The sequence below is a fragment of the Streptomyces luomodiensis genome, from assembly GCF_031679605.1.
Classification (GTDB): Bacteria; Actinomycetota; Actinomycetes; order Streptomycetales; family Streptomycetaceae; genus Streptomyces; species Streptomyces luomodiensis.
On the sequence record NZ_CP117522.1, the window covers coordinates 4,539,467 to 4,559,289 of the forward strand.

A 19,823-nucleotide genomic window follows, 5' to 3' on the forward strand; every position below is an offset into this window, starting at 1 on the left:
GCGCAGCTATCTCTCTTCCCGGGAGATGACGAACAGCACGCGCAGCACCAGCAGCGCCGTGATCACCAGCAGGTGGTAGCCGAGCAGTTGGAAGAGCCCCGTGCCGGGGACGACCTCCGGGCCGCGCTGGATGGTCAGCAGGATCGCCGACATCAGGCCGCTGGTCGCCGCGATGAAGGTGAGCAGCACCTGATGGACCAGGGTGCGGACGTAACGCCGGTCGCGGGCGTCGGCGAACAGCCGCACCCCGACCCCCAGCCGCCCCTGCTCCAACGCGCTGGTGACGCGGTCCAGACGGCGCGGCAGCCGGCGCAGCAGCTCCCATGCGGCCAGCAGCTCCCCCGGCAGGACCTGTTCCGGGGATACGGGCCCGCCCTGGCCGGGGGATGTGCCGCGGCGCGCCGTCCCCAGGGTGGCGCCGCGTGCCTCGTCCACCATGTTGAACCCCGGGGAGATCTTGGTGAGCGTCCCTTCCAGCGTGGCCAGCGCCCGGAAGACCGCGGCCGCCTCCGGCGGCACCGTCAGCCCGTACCTGGCGACGAGCTGGAGGAGGTCGGCGAACACCTGCACCGAGGGGGTCGAGCCGGGCACGAAGTGGCGGGACAGGAAGCGGCCCAGCGCCCGTTCGAGTCCGCGTTCGTCGATCTCGTCGGGGCGGGGCACGATCTGGAGCAGGGCGTCGTACAGGGCGGCCGGATCACCGGTGTTGACGGCCAGCAGGAACAGCTTGAGCCCGGACCGCAGCTGGGCGTCGACCCGGCCGACGGAGCCGAAGTCGATGAGTCCGATCCGCCCGTCGTCCAGCAGCAGGATGTTTCCCGGGTGCGGGTCGGCGTGGAACACGCCGTCGACCAGTATCTGATCGAACATGCTGGTCAGCAGGGCCCGCGCCCAGTCCAGCCGCTCCGCGTCGGTCGCGGTGGCAAGCCGTTTGGCCGCACCGATGGACTCCCCCGGCAGCCACTCCAGGACCAGCACGCGCTCACCGGACAGCTCTTCGCGGACCGACGGCAGCCGTATGGGCCCGTCCTGCGGCCGCCGCGCCCACGCGGCCGCCACCGTGGCGATGTTCGCCGCCTCGACCCGGAAGTCCAGCTCCTCGTGGACGGAGGCGGCGAACCCCTCCGCCAGTCCCACCATGCCGAGGGTGCGCGCCCAGCGGGTGCGCCGCTCCAGCATGGCGGCCAGCCGGCAGATGATGTCCAGGTCGCGCTCGACGACCGTACGGACGCCCGGACGCAACACCTTGATGACGGCCTTCTCGCCACCTCGCAACCACACCGCGTGCACCTGGGCGACGGAGGCGGAGGCCAGCGGGACCGGGTCGACGTCCTTGAAGATCTCCTCCCAGGGCACCCCGTACGCCTCGGCCAAGGACTTCTCCACCGCGGGCCAGGGCTCGGGAGGCACCTGGGACTGGAGTCTGCTGAGCTCGCTGATGAACTCCGGCGGCAGCATGTCATGCCGGGTCGACAGCATCTGGCCGAGCTTGACGAAGGTGGGGCCGCCCTCCTCCAGCGCCAGCCGCAGCGGCCGGGCCAGCCGGACGGACCCGGTGGAGCGACCGCGCAGATACGGGCGCAGCCCGTGCCGTACCGCGATCGAGACGATGTGGGAGTAGCGGCGGCCCCGGGCGATCCGCGACCGCAGTGCCCTCGGCCAGCTGGCCGGCGAACCCATCGATCCGCTGGGGAACACCACCTCCCAGGCGGCCAGGAATCCCATCGTGACCAGGAGCGTGGAGCCGAACTGGACCCCGGTGAGGGCGCCCTGCTGCTCGGGGCGCTGCATCACCAGGTTGAAGACCCCGAGCCCCGCCAGGCTGACCAGCCCGGCGAAGAGCGCCCGGATGAAGCCGATGTGCAGCCCGAGCAGCCGCCGCGCGCTCACCACGAAGGCGGTCATGAACCCGCTCATCACCAGCAGGACCAGGGAGAACTGAGCCACCTTCACCCGCTGCCCCCATGCCCCCGCCGTCGGACGACCCGTCCGCCCACTCTGCGCCGTCCGCCCATTCTGCGCGGGGCGGGGGACAGAGGGAGCGGGGAGGATCATTCGTGGCCGGAACCTGCCACGGGGGTGGTCAGCCCTTGTCCAGCCACATCTGGTCGATGTTGGCGTCGCACTTGTCGCCGTTCTCGCACGACACGGTGATCGTGTTGGTGCCCTTGTTGAGCTGGACGATGGACCAGGTCTCGGTCCAGCCCTTCTCGTAGTCGCCCTTCGGCGCGCCCGCGAAGTTCTTCATGTTGAGCGGCCGCGACTCCTTCTTGCCGTTGATCGTCAGCGACATGCTCTGGTCCTCGCCGGGCACACCGTAGGTGACGTACAGCCGGTACGACTTCGCCTTGGCCACGTCCACGGTCCAGGTCGCCGACGCGCCCGGGGTGTTGAGCCCGCCGACGTAGGTGCCGCCCTCGGCCTTGGCGCCCTGGATGTCGCTCGCGGTGGCCGCGCCGCCGGCCAGCCGCATCTTCGCGGCGTCCTCAGCGGGCAGGTCCTCGTCCGGGTCCTTGGAGGCCCCGGCGGACCCGCTGGGCTGGGCGCTGGCGCTCGCCGTGGGCTGGTTGGTCGGGTCGGCCTGGTCGTCCTTCTTGTCGTCACCGTTGGTGATCATGGCGACGCCGATGCCCACGATGACCACCGCGACCACGGCGATCGCGCCGATGAGCAGCCCCTTGTTGTTGGGGCCGCGGCCGCCGCCCCCGTGGCCGCCGCGCGGGGCGGCCGCACCGGGCTGGCGGGGAGCGCCGCCGGGCAGGGTCTCGGGGGCGGCGTAGTAGGCGTTCTGCCGGCCGGGGCCGCCCTGCTGGCCGTACCCCTGCGGCTGCTGGTTCGGGATCTGCTGGCCGTAGGTGCGCTCACCCACCGCGCGCACATGGTTGTAGGAGGTGCGGGGGACCCCCGGCTGGGCCGGACCGGGGTAGCCGTAACCACCGGTGCGGGGGGCGGCACCCGGCTGACCCGACTGACCGCCCTGCTGTCCCTGGTCGCCCTCCGAGCGATACAGGTAGGCGAACGGGTCGTCGTTCTCCGGCGTGTCCGAGCCGTTGTTGCCGGCCGTCATCCCTGGTCACTCCCCTATGCATATGGCCATCGGCGCAACTGTGAGAACGCGCCACGACAGCTCATATCAGGGTCGAGAGGGCCTCAACAGAGCGTGTGCCGTCCGGATGGCCAATATTCATGATCGGTTCACTGTCGGCGGCAAGGCCGCATCGGCGCAGCCTACCGCGCACGGACACCCCAACGCCTCTTCCGGCCCGGCGGCAGCGCATCATCCGGCCCGCCGGCGCTCCTTGGAGCGGGACCGCTTCTCGATGTACATCCGCTGGTCAGCGGATTGCAGCACCTCTTCGGCGGACATTCCGCAGCCCGCCCAGCCGATGCCGAAGCTGGCCCCCACCCGGACGGCCCGGCCGTCCACCCGGATGGGCGGGGTGATCGCATTGCGCAGCCGCACCGCCAGGTCCTGGGCGTCGGCCCGGCCGAGGCCGTCGGCGAGGACGACGAACTCGTCGCCGCCGAGGCGGGCGACCGTGTCCCCGTCCCGTACGCCGTTGCTCAGCCGGCGGGCGACCTCGATGAGCACGGCGTCGCCCGCGTGGTGGCCGAACCGGTCGTTGATGGACTTGAAGCCGTCGAGGTCGCAGAAGAGCACCGCGAGTCCCTTGTGACCGTCGTCGGCGGCGGAGTCCTCGTTGGGCGGGATGGTGTGCACATGACCGTCGAACGGGACGCTGTCGGCGGGGGGCGGGGTGCCGAAGCACTCGAAATCGTCGAAGCCGTGGAGATGCCCCGCCGCGTCCACGTAGACCCCGCCGCCCATGGCACCCCCGTCGGGCGAGGCGGCCTCGTCCTCGTACCCCCCGCCCGGCTGCGGCGGGGTGGCGCACAGCCGGGCGGCGAGGCGGGCCCGCAGCTCGGCGCTGTTGGGCAGTCCGGTCAGGGAGTCATGGCTGGCGCGGTGGGCGAGCTGGAGCTCATGGCGCTTGCGCTCCTCGATGTCCTCGACATGGGTGAGCAGGAAGCGCGGGCCGTCGGCGGCGTCGGCCACCACCGAGTTGCGCAGCGAGACCCAGACGTACGAACCGTCGCGGCGGGCCAGCCGCAGCTCGGCGCGGCCGCCCTCGGCGGAGGTGCGCAGCAGGGTGCCGATGTCCTCGGGGTGGACGAGGTCGGAGAACGAGCAGCGGCGCATCGCGGAGGCGGGGCGGCCCAGCAGCCGGCACAGGGCGTCGTTGGTGCGCAGCAGCCGGCCGTCCTGATCGCCGCCCATCTCGGCGATGGCCATACCGCTGGGCGCGTACTCGAACGCCTGCCGGAAGGACTCCTCGCTGGCGCGCAGCGCCTGCTGCTCGCGCTCCAGGCGCAGCAGGGCGCGCTGCATGTTGCCGCGCAGCCGGGCGTTGCCGATCGCGACGGCGGCGTGGAAGGCGTACACCTGGAGGGCTTCGCGGCCCCAGGCGCCGGGGCGGCGGCCGTTGCGGGGCTTGTCGACGGACAGCACGCCTATCAGCTCCCCGCCGGAGGCGCCCGCCGCGTAGAGCGGGGCGAACAGGCGGTCCATGGGGTGCCATTCGTCGGGGAAGCGGGGCGCGGGGCCGGGCGTGTGCCACTGCGGGACGTCGTCGTCGTCCAGGACCCAGCCCTCGCTGTACGGAATGAAGCGCAGATCGCCCCAGCGGTCGCCCATGGCCAGCCGGCGCTCCCAGGAGGAACGGGAGCCGACCCGCCCGGCCATCAGCGCCTCGGCGCCCGGACTGCCGCCGACGGCGGCGACGACGAGGTCTCCGTCGGGGCGGACGAGGTTGACGGCCGACAGCTCGAAGCCGAGTCCGGCGATGACGCCGTCGGCGACGGCCTGAAGCGTGTCGGCGAAGTTGCGGGCGGTGTTCAGATCGGCGACCACCTGGTGCAGCTGCCGCAGTGTCGCAAGGCGGATGTACGGCTCCGACTCGGTCTCCATCGCTCGCACTCCCCCGAGACCTCGACAGCAAACTCCTGGCTTCTTGTCGTCCGATTGCCACGGCCACTGAATCACAGCGAGCTGCTCACTCGGTACACAGGGTCAACAATTACTGCCTGCTGTGACTTATGTCACAGACCGTATTCGCCCCTTCGACAGAGCGTATGGGAGCGCTCCTAGTTTTTGTGATCGCAAATCCCGGAACGATCACGCCTGGTCATACAAGGTGGTCGCGCGAAGGACCGAACCCCGCCGGGGGCCGCCCGGCCGCACCCGGCCTACGGCCGACGGCTGAGCCGGGCGTGGTTCCGGCGCCCGATGCGGGGAGCGGGCGGGGGCGTCTAGCGTCGAGGTGTGTGCTCTACGACGCCTTCCACCCCAGCCGAGTCCGCCGTCCCCCATGCTGGTGGGGTGAGTGAGGACGAGTTCCGCGCCGCGCTGTCACGGTTCACCGCCGGTGTGGTGCTGGTCACCGCGCACGACCCGGAGGAGGGGCCGCGCGGTGAGGACGTCGGCATGACGGCCACCGCGTTCATGTCGGTGTCACTTGACCCGCCGCTGGTGATGGTGAGCGTTCGCAACGGTTCCCGGATGGACGAGCTGCTGGAGCGACAGCCGCACTGGGCGGTATCGGTCCTGTCGGACGCTCAACGGCACATCGCGGGACGATTCGCCATGAAGGGGCGCATCAGCGACAGGCTGCTGTTCCAGGACATGACCGTGGCGCGCGGAGCGCATACGGACGCCCCGCTCGCGGTGGGCGCGCTGGCGACACTGGAGTGCCGCACCGAGCAGCGGGTGACCGCCGGGGACCACACGCTGGTGGTGGGACGGGTGCTCGAGGCGTCGGCACCGGCCGGGGAGGGCGGGCCGCTGACGTACTACCGGGGGCGCTACCGCACATTGGGCTGAGGGCCTCGCGCCGACGGAAGACCCCGCCCGGAGGTGGCGCTCAGCGTTCTTCGAGTTCCCGGCGCACGGTAGTGGCTATGCGGGCGAGCGCGGCCCCGAGGTGGCGGCGCTGGGCGGCGGTGAGCGGATCGAAGACCAGCCGCTTGACCTGTGCGACGTGTTCCGGTGCGCTCTCGACGAGCTTCTGCCGACCTGTGTCGGTCAGAGCGGCGAGGGTGTACCGACCGTCTCCGGGATCGGGCCGGCGGGCGACCCAGTCGCGGGCCTCGAAGCGGTCCATCAGCTTCGACAGGCGGGGCTGGGTGCTGTCGCAGTCCCGGGCCAGATCGCTGAGCCGCATCGTGGCCTCGTCGGCCATGGACAGCCGGGCCAGCACCCCGTACTCGAAGTTGGAGATTCCCGACGTTCGCTGGAGCTGACGGTCGAGGGCCGCCGGCAGGGCGATCACGACGGTGAGGAGCGCCTGCCACAGGTCCTGCTGGTCGTCGTCGAGCCAGGGTGACTGGGTGTTCATAAGCCTCATCATACTTGCCCAGGCAAGTGGCATCACTTGCCTGGGCAAGTATGAACGGGTTACGGTTTCACTTGCCTGGGCAAGTCACGAACACGTGCCTGGGCAAGCGAACGAGCACGTCGTCCCACTGCCGGCCGCCGTCGGGGCCGCCGACGACCCCGTTCGCGTGCTTCTCGTTCCCGCCTGATCGCCTCACTCCCTTGGCGACGGCATCAGGAGATCCTGGAGGAAAGTGCCATGAAGGCAATGCGTTTCCACGAGTTCGGCGGCAGTGCGGTCCTGCGCTACGAGGACGTCGACCGTCCGGTTCCCGGGGCCGGGCAGGTGCTGGTGCGGGTGGCGGCCACCTCGTTCAACCCGGTCGACGACCACATCCGCGCCGGTGTCCTGGCCGAGATGATCCCGATCGCTCTCCCGTACGTGCCGGGGATCGACCTGGCGGGCACCGTCGATGAACTCGGCGCGGGCGTGACGGGCGTCCAGGTGGGTGACCGGGTGGTGGCGATGCTGCCCCTCGACTCCGCCGGCGGCGCCGCCGAGTACGTCGCCGTCCCGGCCGAGTCCCTGGCCCCGGCGCCCCGGACGATCGAACTGGTCGACGCCGCCGCCCTGCCGCTGGCCGGCCTGTCGGCCTGGCAGACGGCATTCGAGCTGGCCGAGCTGAAAGCCGGTCAGTCCGTCCTGGTCAACGGGGCAGGGGGCGCGGTGGGCAGCCTCGTGGTGCAGCTCGCCGTCGACGCGGGAGCCCAGGTGACCGCGGTGAGCACGCCGCGGCACGCGGACCGCCTTCGCGGCTACGGCGCGCACCGGGTCGTCGGACCTCTCGACCTCGCCGCGGGCCCGGCCGCCGTGGGCGGCCCGTTCCAGGCCGTGGTGAACCACGTGCGCGTCTCCCCGGAGGAGCTCGCACGGCTGACGGCCTACGTCGCCGACGGCGGAGCCGCCGCGAGCACGGCCGGCCCGATTCCCGAGGACCCCGCCCGGGGAGTGCGCAGCGCGAACCTGTGGGTGCGCAGCGACGGAGCGCAGCTGGCCGAGCTGGTCGGCAAGGTGGACGCCGGCAAGCTCAGGCTCCACGTCGCCGCCCACCGCGCGGTGGCCGAGCTGGCCGCCGTGCATGAGGACGCCGGCGCCGGGCGGCTGCCCGGCAAGACGGTCGTACTCGCTCCCTGACCGAGCCCGGCCCGGCCGCCGGCCGTACGACTCGGCACCCGGCCGGTGGCGGCCACGCGTTACGGCACACCGATTCCAGCACACCGGGAGGCACGCGATGATCGACCAGGAAACCTTCGTCGAGCTGATGAGCGGGGTGTGTGCCCCGGTCACCGTGGTGACGGCGACATCCGCGGACGGACGGCCGCACGGCAGCACCGTGTCGAGCTTCGCCTCGCTCTCGCTCCACCCCCCGCTGGTGAGCTTCGCGCTGGACCGCTCCTCGGGGCTGCTGCCCCACCTGCGGCCGGGGGCCCGGGTGGGGGTGCACATCCTCGGCGCCCACCAGCAGGAACTGGCGTCGGCATTCGCCCGCCGGCACCGGGGGCCGGGCTCGAAGTTCGACGGCCTCACCTGGACCGTCCGCGCCGGACTGCCCTACCTGCCCGAGTCCGCCGGCTGGACCGCGGGGCGCGTCGAACGCCACGTGGACGGCGGCGACCACGTCCTGCTCATCATGAGCCTCGAGGAAGCCGAGTCGACCGCCGCGGCCCCGCTGGTCTACGCCCGCCGGACCTTCGGCACCCACTCCGGCCTCGCCGTCGCCGGCTGACCCGCTGTGCCATCCCTCTCCGACCCTCTCCGACACCGGAAGTGACGACGATGAGCACCATCACGGACGTACCCCGCACCACCGACGCCGCGCGCACCCTGCGGGCCGACCTCGTCGAACGCGCCGCCGCCCTGCGACCACTGATCGCCGCCAACGCCGATGCGACCGACCGCGAACGGGCGGTGCCCGCCGGGAACATCGACGCCCTGGCCCAGGCCGGCCTGCTCTCCCTGATGCGGCCCGCCCGCTACGGCGGTCTTCAGACCGACTTCCGCACCCTGCTGGAGGTCAGCCGCGAGATCGGATACGCCTGCGGCTCCACCGCCTGGCTGACCTCCCTGCTCAACGCCAACGCCTGGTTCGTCGGGCTCTTTCCCGCGCAGGCCCAGGACGACGTCTGGGCCCACCACCCCGGCGCCCGGGTCGCCGGCGTCGTGACCCCCTCGGGCACCGCGCACGTGGTCGAGGGCGGATACCGGGTGAGCGGGCGCTGGGCGCCGGCCTCCGGGTGCACCCACGCCGACTGGGCCGTCCTGGGGGTCACCCGGCCCGACGCCGAGGGCACGGCGGACGCCGTCGGCATCGTGCTCGCGCCGATGTCGGAGCTGACCGTCGAGGACACCTGGTTCGTGGCGGGGATGCGCGGGACCGCGTCGAACACGCTCATCGGCGAGGACCTGTTCGTGCCCGCTCACCGCTTCCACTCCGTACCCGACGCCATCGAGGGCCGCTACGCCACACCCTTCACCGACGAGGCCCTCTACCGCTCACCCTTCGTGCCCACCACCGCGCTCGTGCTGACCGGGCCCCAGCTCGGGCTGGCCGCCGCCGCGGTCGATCTCCTGATCACCAAGGCCCCGCAGAGGAGGCTGACCCTGACGCACTACACCGTCCAGGCCGAGGCGCCCACGATCCAGCTCGCCGCCGCGCACGCGGCCTCGCACGCCGACTCCGCCCAGCTGCACGCCTACCGCGCCGCCGACGACATCGACAAGGCGGCGCGGACCGGGGAGTACCCCGCCTACGACACCCGGGCGCGGATGCGCATGGACGCGGGCAGGGCCGCGGTCCACGCACGCGAGGCGGTCCGCACGGTGTGCTCTGCCCAAGGCGCCTCGAGCTTCGGCGATGCCAACCCGCTCCAGCGCATCTGGCGCGACATCGAGACCGGAAGCCGGCACGCCGTCCTCAGCCCCGAGGTCGCCGCCGAGGTCTACGGCGCCTCGCTGTTCGGCATCCGGGGCACGGTGTCCGCGCTGGTGTGAGCGCGGTTGGCCGCCGCACCGCCGTACTAGACCCACCCTCGGCCCGAACGCCCCCGCTTGGTCTCACCGCGCTGCTTCTTCTCACGCAGCCGCCGCTCGTTGATGCCCCGGGGAATCCGGGTCGGGCGGCGCGGCTTGGGCGGTGGCGCGGTCGCCTCCGCGAGCAGTGAGGCGAGCCTTACGGCGGCCGTCTCGCGGTTGCGCCACTGCGAACGGTGCTCGGCGGCCCGTACGGTCACCACCCCGTCCACCAGGCGGCCCGCCAGCCGCTCCAGCGCGCGCTCCTTCCACACGGGCGGCAGCGCCTCGGTGCGGGCGAGGTCGAAGCGCAGCTCGACCTGGCTGTCGCTGGTGTTGACGTGCTGTCCACCGGGCCCGGAGGAGCGCGAGAAACGCCACATCAGCTCGGCCTCGGGCAAGCAGACCGAACCTCGGATGACATAGGGCGCGGACATGCCTCCATGGTCGCGCGCCGACCCCGATGGCGTCATCTTCTTATCCGGTCCGGTCATCTCGTCGCACCAGGCCATCAGGGTTTGGCAAAGAAAGTAAAGCGAGCTGGAACCTGTCGGTGTGTTCGTGGCGTTGTGGAGGGTGACGACGGCTTCGCCCGTCGCCTCGGACCATCGAGACCACGAAAGGGACTCCCCATGGCTGTAAGCCTGTCCAAGGGCGGCAACGTCTCGCTCACCAAGGAGGCACCGGGCCTGACCGCCGTCACGGTCGGCCTCGGCTGGGACGTCCGCACCACCACGGGCACCGACTTCGACCTCGACGCGAGCGCCATCGCCGTGAACGCCAACGGCAAGGTCTACTCCGACCAGCACTTCGTGTTCTTCAACAACAAGTCCACGCCGGACCAGACCATCGTCCACACCGGTGACAACCTCACCGGCCAGGGCGAGGGCGACGACGAGCAGATCAACGTCAACCTGGCCGGTCTGCCGGCCGACGTGGAGAAGATCGTCTTCCCGGTCTCGATCTACGACGCCGAGTCCCGCAGCCAGAACTTCGGCCAGGTGCGGAACGCGTTCATCCGCATCGTCAACCAGGCCGGCGGCACCGAGATCGCCCGCTACGACCTGAGCGAGGACGCCGCCACCGAGACCGCCATGGTCTTCGGCGAGCTGTACCGCAACGGCGCCGAGTGGAAGTTCCGCGCCGTCGGCCAGGGCTACGCCTCCGGCCTGGTCGGCATCGCCCAGGACTTCGGCGTCAACGTCTAGCGTCGCGCTCCGGCTGACCTGGCCGGCACGAAGAGACCCCCCCAATTCACCGTTGGGGGGTCTTTTCGTGTGCAGGAAGAGGCTTTCAGCGGCCGAACCGTGACTGCAACTGCTCAGGGACACGTTCGCCCTGGATCCGGATGTCGGCCGCGGCCTCTTCGATCCGATGCAGGTCGCCGGTTGTCAGCTCGACGTCGAGTGCGCCCAGGTTCTCTTCCAGGCGGTGCAGCTTGGTGGTGCCGGGGATCGGCACGAACCACGGCTTCTGCGCCAGCACCCAGGCGAGAGCGATCTGGGCCGGCGTGGCTCCTTTGTCGTCGGCAATCTGCTGCAGCAGGTCGACCAGCACCTGGTTGGCTTGCCGTGCTTCAGGGCTGAAGCGCGGAAGCAGGCGACGGAGGTCGTTGTCGGCCAGCGACGTGCTGGAATCGATCTTGCCGGTCAGAAATCCTTTGCCGAGCGGGCTGTAGGGCACCAGACCGATGCCCAGTTCCTCCAAGGTCGGAATGATGTCGGTTTCGTGCTCGCGCATCCAGAGCGAGTACTCGCTTTGCAGTGCCGTTACTGGCTGCACGGCGTGGGCGCGACGAATCGTCGCGGCACCGGCCTCGGACAAGCCGAAGTGCTTTACCTTGCCTTCGGCGATCAGCTCCTTGACCGTGCCGGCCACGTCTTCAATGGGCACGTTGGGGTCGACGCGGTGTTGGTAGAGCAGGTCGATGCATTCGGTTCGAAGACGCTTGAGCGAGGCCTCGGTCACTTGGCGGATCTGCTCGGGCCTGCTGTCGACCCCGGACATCGGGGTCGGCCCGTGCTCGCCGTGCTTGATTCCGAACTTGGTGGCGATCACCACCTGGTCGCGGACCGGTGCCAGCGCCTGACCGACCAGGTCCTCATTGGTGAACGGGCCGTAGACTTCGGCAGTGTCGAAGAAAGTCACGCCATGGTCAACGGCCGCCCGCAGCAGCTTCGTCATCTCGGCTGTGTCTTGTGGCTGACCGTAGAAGAAACTCATACCCATACAGCCGAGCCCGAGAGCCGAGACTTCGAGGCCTTGCCCTAGTTTGCGTTGTTGCATTGGAGATGCTCCAGGGATATCGATCGTCCGGCTCCCGCTTATTTCGTGTTCGGCCGGGAGCCGGTATAGAACTCAGGCAGCCTTCCGGGACGCCGGCGAGACCCCAGTGATACAGGCATGCCCCAAACGCTATGGCCTTGGAGCGCACTCCAAGCAAGCGGAACAGGGAGGGCCTTTTCTCCCGTTGTCTCATCCCGAATTAGCTTGTCATTCAACGGCCGCCGTAGAGAGCGCCGCGCCCGCGGCGGCCGAGCACGCCTGGAAGCTCGGAGAGGCAGATGACGAGATCGGGCAGGCCCCCGCTTTCCGGTGAAGCGCCGGGGTGAGCGGTCTCGGGTGGTTGGGCCCGTTGTCACTCCTGCGGGGGGTGGGTGGCGGCCGGGTGGAAGGCGGCGGACACCGCTGTGGCGAGGGCCTGCTTGCGGCGGTCGTGGTCCGCGGTGGGGTCGTCCGGGCGGGCGGTGGCGTGGAGGCCGGACGGGGACCAGGTCAGGGCCATGGCGGTGACCAGGGCGAGGACGTCCGGCGGTGCGATCGCGGCGATGACGCGGCCGGTGCGCTGGGCTTCGGCGATCGCGCTCAGTTTGGCCGCGCCCACCGATGACTCGGTCACCGCGTCATCGGTGGCGACGCCCTCCATCTTGGCCCAGGTGGCCAGGCGGACCAGTTCCGGTCGTGCGACGGCGGCGTCGTACAGCCGCACGGCGTACCGGGGGAGGTCGTCGGCCGTGAACGGCACGGCGTCGACCACGGCGTCGGCGTGCAGGCGGAAGACGGCGCGGAAGAGGCCGAGTTTGTCTCCGAAGTAGGCGTACAGCTGCGCCTTGTTGACACCCGCGGCGGCCGCGATGCGGTCGACCCGGGCACCCGCGATGCCATGGGCGGCGAAGTCGGTGGTGGCCGCGTCGAGGAGGCGGCGGCGGGTGGCATCGCTTTTCCGGGGGGACACGGGAGTCAGGTTACCAACTGGTTAGTTGCTATCGCCGGACGGTGGTGCGTAGGCTCGGCGTCCCGAAACCAACTAGTTAGTTAGAAACGAGGTGGCGGCGCATGACTGTGCGCGCTTACGCGGTGGAGCGGCCCGGCGGCCCCGTTCGGCGGTACGAGTACGAGCCGGAACCCCTGGGCCCCCTGGAGGTCGACGTCGCCGTGACGCACTGCGGCGTCTGCCAGACCGACGTCGGCGCGGTCGACGACACGTATGGCATCTCCCGGTTCCCGGTGGTCGCGGGGCACGAGGCGGTCGGCGTCATCGAGGCCGTGGGCAGCGCCGTGGACGGCACCCGGCTGGCGGTCGGTCAGCGGGTGGGGGTGGGGGCGACGGCCGGGGCGTGCTTCGCCTGCGCGTGGTGCCTCAGCGGCCGGCAGCACCTGTGCACGGAGAAGGACGACCTGGTCCTGCGTGGCGTCGGGGGCGCGTTCGCCACCCGCGTGCGCGCGGGCGACTGGCGGTATGTCCACCCCCTGCCCGACGCCCTCGCCTCCGAGCACGCGGCGCCGCTCCTGTGCGCCGGGATCACGGTGTTCTCGGCGGTCGTACGGTACGGGGTCCGGCCCACGGACCGGGTCGCGGTGGTGGGGGTGGGCGGACTGGGCCATCTGGCGCTCCAGTTCCTCGCCAAGTGGGGCTGCCATGTGACGGCCATCTCCACGACGGCCGCGAAGGAGGACGACGCCCGCCGGTTCGGCGCCCATGAGTTCGTCGTCGCGGATGACCTCCTCCAGGGGGACAGCGGCCCCCACGCGGACGGCGGACTCCAGCGGGGCTCGGGCTCGTTCGACTTCATCCTCTCCACCGTCTCGGCCGATCTGCCGTGGGACGCGTATCTCGCGGCGCTGCGCCCCCACGGAACGCTGTGCGTGGTCGGCGTCCCCCACGGGGCGCTCACCGTCAACCCGTTGAGCCTTCTGCTGGGCGAGAAGCGGCTCGTCGGCGGTCTCGTGGGAACACCGGAGGAGACCCGGCAGATGCTGGACTTCGCGGCCCGGCACGACATCCGCCCCACCGTCGAGCCCTTCCCCGCCGCGCGCCTGGACGACGCGCTCGACCACGTCCGCCACGGCCGCGCCCGCTACCGCGCGGTGGTGGAATTCTGACCGGGCGGGACCATCGGAACGGCCCCGTCCGGCACGCCGGAGGGACGCGGCGGCGCACAGGCACCGCATAGATCGACTTCTCGTCGCGTACACGGCAAGACCGCGCCCGCCTCGCCCTGCGCGGCCGCCGCGCGGTCCGCCACGCTCCCCACCTGCGCGATCAGCGCGGTTCGACCCCGGGTGGCCGGAGGGCCGCCGCGGTGGCGCGGGCATGACCTAGAGGGATAAGTCGGCATCAACTACCCGTTATTGCCTCATGCCTCGCTGACCGAATTCGCCCCTACTTGAACAACGGCGAGTCAAATTCTTGTTACGCACCTATCCGAATCGATCGGTGGGATGCCAATCTCTGCTCGGCTCGCTGCGCGTCAGCTGACTCCGCGGTAAGGGCTCAGGCACCACGACGTGCACCACCGCACCACGCGCACCACTCGCACCACTCCTGCTCGACCGGACGGCCCACCCATGGCCGTCCGCACCCCCTACACAGGGCCGCGACCCGGCGGCCCCAAGGCAAGGAGACCGAGTGAGACCCATCGCTTCCTCCCCCCGCCAGAAGACCGTCCGCGCGGCCGCGTTCATCGCCTCCGCCGCCATGGTCGTCATCGGTGTGCAGACCGGCCAGGCCAGCGCCCAGCCGGAGCGCTCCCGCGAGGCGGGCGCCACGGCGCTTTCGCTGACCCCCGCCGAGCGCACCACCGCGATCAAGGCGGCCCAGGCCGACGCCTCCGCGCAGGCCGAGTCCCTCGGGCTCGGGTCCAAGGAGAAGCTCCTCGTCCGCGACGTCATCAAGGACGCGGACGGAACCGTGCACACCCGCTACGAGCGCACCTACGCGGGGCTGCCCGTCCTCGGCGGCGACCTGGTCGTCCACCAGAAGACCAACGGCACCCAGTCCGTCAACAAGGCCACCAGCGCGCGCATAGCGGTCAAGAGCACCGACGCCGCCGTGACTCCCTCGGCCGCCTCCGGCACCGCGCTGAAGGCCGCGCCGAAGGCGACCACCGGCGAGAAGGCCACGTCGCCGCGGAAGGTGGTCTGGGCGGCCACCGGCACGCCCGTCCTGGCCTGGGAGACCGTCGTCACCGGGACGCAGGCCGACGGCACCCCGAGCGAGCTGCACGTCGTCACCGACGCGAGCACGGGCGAGAAGCTCTCCCAGTGGGAAGCCGTCAAGAACGGCACGGGCACCAGCAAGTACAGCGGCACGGTGACCCTGGGCACCACCAAGAGCGGCTCCACCTACAGCCTCACCGACGGTGCGCGCGGCAACCACAAGACCTATGACCTGAACCAGGGCAGCTCGGGCACCGGCACCCTGTTCACCGACGCGGACGACGTATGGGGCGGCGGCCGGCAGACCGCCGGCGTCGACGCGCACTACGGCGCGGCCGAGACCTGGGACTTCTACAAGGAGTTCCTGGGCCGCAACGGCATCAAGAACAACGGCGTGGGCTCGTACTCCCGCGTCCACTACGGCAACAACTACGTCAACGCGTTCTGGCAGGACTCCTGCTTCTGCATGACCTACGGCGACGGCTCGGGCAACGCCAACCCGCTGACCTCGCTCGACGTGGCCGCCCACGAGATGAGCCACGGCGTGACCGCCGCCACCGCCAACCTCAACTACAGCGGTGAGTCCGGCGGTCTCAACGAGGCCACCTCCGACATCTTCGCCTCCGCGGTGGAGTTCTACGCGGGCAACTCCTCGGACGTCGGTGACTACCTCATCGGCGAGAAGATCAACATCAATGGCGACGGCACCCCGCTGCGCTACCAGGACAAGCCCAGCAAGGACGGGGCGTCCCGGGACTACTGGTCCTCGTCGCTCGGCAGCATCGACGTCCACTACTCCTCCGGGCCCGCCAACCACTTCTTCTACCTGCTGTCCGAGGGCAGCGGCGCGAAGACCATCAACGGCGTGAGCTACAACAGCCCGACCTACGACGGCTCGACCGTCACCGGGATCGGCCGGGACAAGGCCATCAAGATCTGGTACCGGGCCCTGACCACGTACTGGACCTCGACCACCAAGTACGCGGGCGCCCGCACCGGCACCCTCAGCGCCGCGGCCGACCTCTACGGCTCCGGCTCCACCGAGTACAAGGCGGTCGCCGCCGCCTGGACCGCGATCAACGTGAAGTAGGACCGTAAGCCTTCGGTCAGAAGCGGTCATGGGCCGCACCGGGGAACCGGTGCGGCCCGTTCCCGCCATGCCCGGTCATCCCTGTCGTAGCCGCTGATCAGCGCTTACGCTGCTGCCATGACTCAACAGGTACGCGGCGTGGTGGCCCCCGGCAAGGGCGAGAAGGTCAGGATCGAGACGATCGTGGTGCCGGACCCCGGCCCCGGCGAGGCGGTGGTGAAGGTCCAGGCGTGTGGCGTCTGCCACACCGATCTGCACTACCGGGAGGGCGGGATCAACGACGAGTTCCCCTTCCTCCTCGGCCACGAGGCGGCGGGTGTCGTGGAGTCCGTGGGCGACGGCGTCACGGAGGTGGCCCCGGGCGACTTCGTGATCCTCAACTGGCGGGCGGTGTGCCATGAGTGCCGGGCCTGCCGCCGCGGCCGCCCCTGGTACTGCTTCAACACCCACAACGCCGGCCAGCCCATGACGCTGACCGACGGCACCGCGCTGACCCCCGCGCTGGGCATCGGCGCGTTCGCCGAGAAGACGCTGGTGGCCGCCGGTCAGTGCACCAAGGTCGACCCCTCGGCCTCGCCCGCCGCGGCCGGGCTGCTCGGCTGCGGGGTGATGGCCGGGATCGGCGCGGCGATCAACACCGGCAACGTCCAGCGCGGCGACTCGGTCGCCGTCATCGGCTGCGGCGGGGTCGGCGCCGCCGCGGTCGCCGGGGCGCGGCTGGCCGGCGCCGCGAAGATCATCGCGGTGGATCTGGACGAGCGGAAGCTGGACTGGGCCCGTTCGCTGGGCGCCACCCACACCGTCAACGCCAAGAGCGCCGACGTCGTCGAGGCCGTCCAGGGGCTGACCGACGGCAACGGCGCCGATGTCGTCATCGAGGCGGTGGGCCGCCCCGAGACCTACCGGCAGGCGTTCTACGCCCGTGACCTGGCCGGCACGGTCGTCCTGGTCGGCGTCCCCACCCCCGAGATGAAGCTGGAGCTGCCGCTGCTGGACGTCTTCGGGCGCGGCGGGGCGCTCAAGTCCTCCTGGTACGGGGACTGTCTGCCGTCCCGCGACTTCCCCATGCTGATCGACCTCTACCAGCAGGGCCGCCTGGACCTGGACGCGTTCGTCAGCGAGACGATCGGGCTCGAGGACATCGAGGAGGCGTTCGCCAAGATGCACCGCGGTGAGGTGCTCCGTTCGGTGGTGAACCTCTGATGACCCCTCCGCCCGTACGCGTCGACCACCTCGTCACCTCCGGCACCTTCTCGCTGGACGGCGGCACCTGGGAGGTCGACAACAACGTCTGGCTGATCGGCGACGACCACGAGGTGTACGTGATCGACGCCGCCCATGACGCCGACGCCATCGCGGACGCGGTCGGCGGCCGCCGGCTGCTCGGTATCATCTGCACCCACGGCCATGACGACCACATCGACGCGGCCCCGGCGCTCGCCGACCGCACCGGCGCGCCGATCCTGCTGCACCCGGAAGACGAGGTGCTGTGGCGGATGCGCCACCCCGACCGCGCCCCGGACAAGCCGCTGGCCGACGGCGACGTGCTCACCGTCGCCGGCGCCCAGCTGCGCGTGGTGCACACCCCCGGCCACTCCCCCGGCGCGGTCTGCCTGCACGCCCCGGCGCTGACCACGGTCTTCTCCGGGGACACCCTCTTCCAGGGCGGACCGGGCGCGACCGGGCGCTCGTACTCGTCCTTCCCGACGATCATCGAGTCCATCCGGGAACGGCTGCTGACGCTGCCCCCGGAGACGGTGGTCCGCACCGGCCACGGCGACTCCACGACGATCGGGGACGAGGCCCCGCACCTGGACGAGTGGATCGCCCGGGGACACTGAACGGCACGCGTCGTGTGCGCGGGGCCGGCGGGCGCGAGGGCGGGGCCGCCCTCCGGCCGGCGGCCCCGCGCCGCATGACACCATCGGCCCTGTGATCGACCTGGGCTACTCCCTCTCGCGCCGCTTCCCGGATCCCCCGCAGACGGACTACCGGACCGCCGATGTGCGCGCCCTGCGGCACGACCTGTTCTGCGGGGACGTCTACATCGCCGATACGGACACGGACCGCGAGCTGTCCACGGCCTGGGGATGGGTGCCGGTGCTCGACTTCGCCTGGGCGCTGTGCGACATCGTGGAGCGGCTCGACCGGGACCCGCGCGGCAGCCGTTCCGCCACCGCGATCCACGCGGATCTGGACTTCACCGAGTCGACGGACCGGATGCTCTTCGAGCGCCGCTTCGGCTGGGTGGACATCACCGCCGACTGGGTGCCGCTGGAGGAGGCTCCGCTGACGTTCCAGCACGCGGCGCTGCGCCGGGAGGCGCGCGACTTCCTGCACGATCTGATCGCCGATCTCGTCGATATGCACGAGGGGCTCGGCGACAACCCCGTGGTGTGGGGCCTGCAGTCCCGCTTCCCCCGGGTCTGACCCGGCGCACTGTCAAGAATTCTATTTCGATGCCACGTGGCCCGCTCCCGACCGCACAATACGACCAGCATTACCGTCTGCGGCGTCCCCCACCCCTTAGACAAGGGCGATGACGGGCGGTATTCCATGCTGGTTCCGCGGCCGCAGGTGTGCGTCCGCATGAAAACCGGGGAGGAAGCATTGGAAACGAATACGACGGAGATTCTGGCCAGAATGGAACGTGACTACACGACCTGGCTGGAGCAGGGGGGGCTGAGCCGGATGGTCAGTCTGGAGGGCCGTGATCTGACCGATCCGGCCGTGTTCGCCGAGGTGATCAGCGAACTGGCCCTGGAGCCGCACCGCGCGGAATACGCCGGGTCCCTGGCGGGCCACTCGCTGATGAGCGACGCCAGCGCCCGCTGGGCGAGTCTGGTGGGCACCTTCATCAACGCCGTGCACAGCGACACCTTGGACGCCCTGCGCGCCGAGACCTCGGTGATGGCGGCGAGCCTGGACGGCGGCCACGCGGGTGGCTGCGGCTGAGCGGTCGCACGCAGCGGCATCCGTTCGGCGGCCGTCACGCGGTGGCCGCCGAACGGTCCCAGCTCACCTCATCCCGCGGACCGCGGACCGTCATCCCACACGCCCCGCCGGGCGATCCCTGCCCGGCGGGGCGCTTGGCGGTGGTGCGGGGCGGGCCGTCAGCCGCCCGAGAGTTCGGCGAGCCGGACGGCCGCGTCGATCGTCTTGGCCCCGTACTGCCGCCCGGGGTGCCGGGTCACCCGGCTGACCGGCCCGGACAGCGACACGGCGGCGATCACCTGCCCACCGGGGCCACGGACCGGGGCCGCGACGGTGGCCATGGCGGGCTCCCAGCCGCCGAAGCTCTGGGCCCAGCCGCGGCGGCGGACCCCGGAGAGCACCGACGCGCTGAACCGGGCCCCGCGCAGGCCCTCGCAGAGCAGCTCGGGCTCGTCCCAGGCGAGCAGCGCCTGCGCGACCGCCCCGGACTTCATGGGGAAGGCGCTGCCCACGGGCACGCTCTCGCCCCCGGCGGGCGTCTCGGCGGAGGCCACGCAGACCCGCAGCTGCCCCCGTCGCCGGTAGAGCCGGGCGCTGGCGCCGGTGCGGTCGCGCAGCTCGGGGAGCACCGTCTCGGCGGCGAGCAGCAGCCGGTCGTGGCGGGCCTCGACGGCCATGTCGCCGAGGCGCGGGCCGAGCGCGAACCGCCCGTCGGGGTCCCGGGCCACCAGCCGCAGCCGCTCCAGGGCGAGGGCGAGCCGGTGCACGGTGGGGCGCTTGAGACCGGTGACGGAGACGAGGGTGGCCAAGGTGGCCGGGCCCGCCTCCAACACCCCCAGCAGCATCGATGCCTTGTCGAGTACGCCGACTCCGCTTTCCGGCCGGAGGGGCGTGGTTACCGTCGCGGTGGCCATGGC

19 protein-coding genes are annotated in these 19,823 nt (G+C 71.2%); 11 read left to right on the plus strand and 8 right to left on the minus strand.

The genetic code is table 11. The features are described from left to right. Nucleotides 1–6: 6 nt before the first annotated feature. The 3 genes from PS467_RS19030 to cdgB form a co-directional block, all read right to left on the minus strand. Entirely contained in the window at nucleotides 7–1,953 is a 1,947-nt protein-coding gene (locus PS467_RS19030; RefSeq protein WP_311036294.1) for an ABC1 kinase family protein, read from the minus strand. 130 nt (nucleotides 1,954–2,083) lie between these two features. Further along, nucleotides 2,084–3,067 (minus strand): carbohydrate-binding protein, encoded by a 984-nt coding sequence (locus PS467_RS19035; protein ID WP_311036295.1) that lies wholly within the window; start codon nucleotides 3,065–3,067, stop codon nucleotides 2,084–2,086. 210 nt (nucleotides 3,068–3,277) lie between these two features. Further along, nucleotides 3,278–4,969, minus strand: coding sequence for a diguanylate cyclase CdgB (gene cdgB / locus PS467_RS19040; RefSeq protein WP_311036296.1), 1,692 nt, complete (start codon nucleotides 4,967–4,969; stop codon nucleotides 3,278–3,280). 354 nt (nucleotides 4,970–5,323) lie between these two features. Between cdgB and PS467_RS19045 the strand changes: the two genes are divergently transcribed. Beyond that, nucleotides 5,324–5,881 carry a flavin reductase family protein gene (locus PS467_RS19045; protein WP_268972786.1) on the plus strand — a complete coding sequence of 186 codons (558 nt, stop codon included), beginning with the start codon at nucleotides 5,324–5,326 and terminating at the stop codon, nucleotides 5,879–5,881. Between the two features lie 40 nt (nucleotides 5,882–5,921). Here PS467_RS19045 and PS467_RS19050 read toward each other — a convergent pair whose 3' ends face one another. After that, nucleotides 5,922–6,395 (minus strand): MarR family winged helix-turn-helix transcriptional regulator, encoded by a 474-nt coding sequence (locus PS467_RS19050; protein ID WP_311036297.1) that lies wholly within the window; start codon nucleotides 6,393–6,395, stop codon nucleotides 5,922–5,924. Nucleotides 6,396–6,632: 237 nt separating this feature from the next. Here PS467_RS19050 and PS467_RS19055 point away from each other — a divergent pair, with 237 nt between their 5' ends. The 3 genes from PS467_RS19055 to PS467_RS19065 all read left to right on the plus strand — a co-directional run bounded on the left by PS467_RS19055 (nucleotide 6,633) and on the right by PS467_RS19065 (nucleotide 9,425). After that, nucleotides 6,633–7,568, plus strand: a complete 936-nt coding sequence (locus tag PS467_RS19055; protein ID WP_311036298.1) for an NADP-dependent oxidoreductase — start codon at nucleotides 6,633–6,635, stop codon at nucleotides 7,566–7,568. Between the two features lie 97 nt (nucleotides 7,569–7,665). Further along, on the plus strand, nucleotides 7,666–8,160 hold the full coding sequence (locus PS467_RS19060) for a flavin reductase family protein (protein WP_220047239.1): 495 nt from the start codon (nucleotides 7,666–7,668) through the stop codon (nucleotides 8,158–8,160). Nucleotides 8,161–8,210: 50 nt separating this feature from the next. Continuing rightward, the gene (locus tag PS467_RS19065; protein ID WP_311036299.1) at nucleotides 8,211–9,425 is read left to right on the plus strand and encodes an acyl-CoA dehydrogenase family protein; all 1,215 of its coding nucleotides are present in this window, start codon (nucleotides 8,211–8,213) and stop codon (nucleotides 9,423–9,425) included. Between the two features lie 26 nt (nucleotides 9,426–9,451). On the opposite strand, the gene arfB is transcribed toward PS467_RS19065, so the two are convergent. Further along, entirely contained in the window at nucleotides 9,452–9,880 is a 429-nt protein-coding gene (gene arfB, locus PS467_RS19070) for an alternative ribosome rescue aminoacyl-tRNA hydrolase ArfB (protein WP_268972794.1), read from the minus strand. Between the two features lie 195 nt (nucleotides 9,881–10,075). Here arfB and PS467_RS19075 point away from each other — a divergent pair, with 195 nt between their 5' ends. Next, a complete protein-coding gene (locus tag PS467_RS19075; RefSeq protein WP_268972795.1) occupies nucleotides 10,076–10,651 on the plus strand; it encodes a TerD family protein in 576 nt (191 codons plus the stop codon). Nucleotides 10,652–10,736: 85 nt separating this feature from the next. On the opposite strand, the gene PS467_RS19080 is transcribed toward PS467_RS19075, so the two are convergent. Together PS467_RS19080 and PS467_RS19085 are read right to left on the minus strand one after the other, a co-directional pair. Beyond that, nucleotides 10,737–11,729: an aldo/keto reductase gene (locus tag PS467_RS19080; protein WP_311036300.1), complete on the minus strand. Its 993-nt coding sequence runs from the start codon at nucleotides 11,727–11,729 to the stop codon at nucleotides 10,737–10,739. Between the two features lie 352 nt (nucleotides 11,730–12,081). Further along, entirely contained in the window at nucleotides 12,082–12,678 is a 597-nt protein-coding gene (locus PS467_RS19085; RefSeq protein ID WP_311036301.1) for a TetR/AcrR family transcriptional regulator, read from the minus strand. Nucleotides 12,679–12,779: 101 nt separating this feature from the next. Here PS467_RS19085 and PS467_RS19090 point away from each other — a divergent pair, with 101 nt between their 5' ends. The 6 genes from PS467_RS19090 (at nucleotide 12,780) to PS467_RS19115 (ending at nucleotide 18,927) form a co-directional block, all read left to right on the plus strand. Next, entirely contained in the window at nucleotides 12,780–13,826 is a 1,047-nt protein-coding gene (locus tag PS467_RS19090) for an NAD(P)-dependent alcohol dehydrogenase (protein ID WP_311036302.1), read from the plus strand. Between the two features lie 526 nt (nucleotides 13,827–14,352). Beyond that, the gene (locus PS467_RS19095) at nucleotides 14,353–15,972 is read left to right on the plus strand and encodes a M4 family metallopeptidase (protein ID WP_311036303.1); all 1,620 of its coding nucleotides are present in this window, start codon (nucleotides 14,353–14,355) and stop codon (nucleotides 15,970–15,972) included. Nucleotides 15,973–16,089: 117 nt separating this feature from the next. After that, on the plus strand, nucleotides 16,090–17,175 hold the full coding sequence (locus tag PS467_RS19100) for an S-(hydroxymethyl)mycothiol dehydrogenase (protein ID WP_311036304.1): 1,086 nt from the start codon (nucleotides 16,090–16,092) through the stop codon (nucleotides 17,173–17,175). Then, nucleotides 17,175–17,813 (plus strand): MBL fold metallo-hydrolase, encoded by a 639-nt coding sequence (locus PS467_RS19105; protein WP_311036305.1) that lies wholly within the window; start codon nucleotides 17,175–17,177, stop codon nucleotides 17,811–17,813. The genes PS467_RS19100 and PS467_RS19105 overlap by 1 nt, the downstream gene beginning before the upstream one ends. A gap of 91 nt (nucleotides 17,814–17,904) precedes the next feature. Next, entirely contained in the window at nucleotides 17,905–18,402 is a 498-nt protein-coding gene (locus tag PS467_RS19110) for a hypothetical protein (protein WP_268972806.1), read from the plus strand. 213 nt (nucleotides 18,403–18,615) lie between these two features. Then, nucleotides 18,616–18,927, plus strand: coding sequence for a hypothetical protein (locus tag PS467_RS19115; protein ID WP_268972807.1), 312 nt, complete (start codon nucleotides 18,616–18,618; stop codon nucleotides 18,925–18,927). A gap of 158 nt (nucleotides 18,928–19,085) precedes the next feature. Here PS467_RS19115 and PS467_RS19120 read toward each other — a convergent pair whose 3' ends face one another. Continuing rightward, the gene (locus PS467_RS19120; protein WP_311036306.1) at nucleotides 19,086–19,820 is read right to left on the minus strand and encodes an IclR family transcriptional regulator; all 735 of its coding nucleotides are present in this window, start codon (nucleotides 19,818–19,820) and stop codon (nucleotides 19,086–19,088) included. Nucleotides 19,821–19,823: the final 3 nt, after the last annotated feature.

Excerpts from the sequence above, each read along its gene's own strand:
- PS467_RS19065 (WP_311036299.1), top strand. The coding sequence starts at position 8,211 with ATGAGCACCATCACGGACGTACCCCGCACCACCGACGCCGCGCGCACC.
- cdgB (WP_311036296.1), bottom strand. The coding sequence starts at position 4,969 with ATGGAGACCGAGTCGGAGCCGTACATCCGCCTTGCGACACTGCGGCAG.
- PS467_RS19090 (WP_311036302.1), top strand. The coding sequence starts at position 12,780 with ATGACTGTGCGCGCTTACGCGGTGGAGCGGCCCGGCGGCCCCGTTCGG.
- PS467_RS19060 (WP_220047239.1), top strand. The coding sequence starts at position 7,666 with ATGATCGACCAGGAAACCTTCGTCGAGCTGATGAGCGGGGTGTGTGCC.
- PS467_RS19120 (WP_311036306.1), bottom strand. The coding sequence starts at position 19,820 with ATGGCCACCGCGACGGTAACCACGCCCCTCCGGCCGGAAAGCGGAGTC.
- PS467_RS19080 (WP_311036300.1), bottom strand. The coding sequence starts at position 11,729 with ATGCAACAACGCAAACTAGGGCAAGGCCTCGAAGTCTCGGCTCTCGGG.
- PS467_RS19105 (WP_311036305.1), top strand. The coding sequence starts at position 17,175 with ATGACCCCTCCGCCCGTACGCGTCGACCACCTCGTCACCTCCGGCACC.
- PS467_RS19100 (WP_311036304.1), top strand. The coding sequence starts at position 16,090 with ATGACTCAACAGGTACGCGGCGTGGTGGCCCCCGGCAAGGGCGAGAAG.
- PS467_RS19075 (WP_268972795.1), top strand. The coding sequence starts at position 10,076 with ATGGCTGTAAGCCTGTCCAAGGGCGGCAACGTCTCGCTCACCAAGGAG.
- PS467_RS19055 (WP_311036298.1), top strand. The coding sequence starts at position 6,633 with ATGAAGGCAATGCGTTTCCACGAGTTCGGCGGCAGTGCGGTCCTGCGC.
- PS467_RS19115 (WP_268972807.1), top strand. The coding sequence starts at position 18,616 with ATGGAACGTGACTACACGACCTGGCTGGAGCAGGGGGGGCTGAGCCGG.
- PS467_RS19050 (WP_311036297.1), bottom strand. The coding sequence starts at position 6,395 with ATGAACACCCAGTCACCCTGGCTCGACGACGACCAGCAGGACCTGTGG.
- PS467_RS19035 (WP_311036295.1), bottom strand. The coding sequence starts at position 3,067 with ATGACGGCCGGCAACAACGGCTCGGACACGCCGGAGAACGACGACCCG.
- arfB (WP_268972794.1), bottom strand. The coding sequence starts at position 9,880 with ATGTCCGCGCCCTATGTCATCCGAGGTTCGGTCTGCTTGCCCGAGGCC.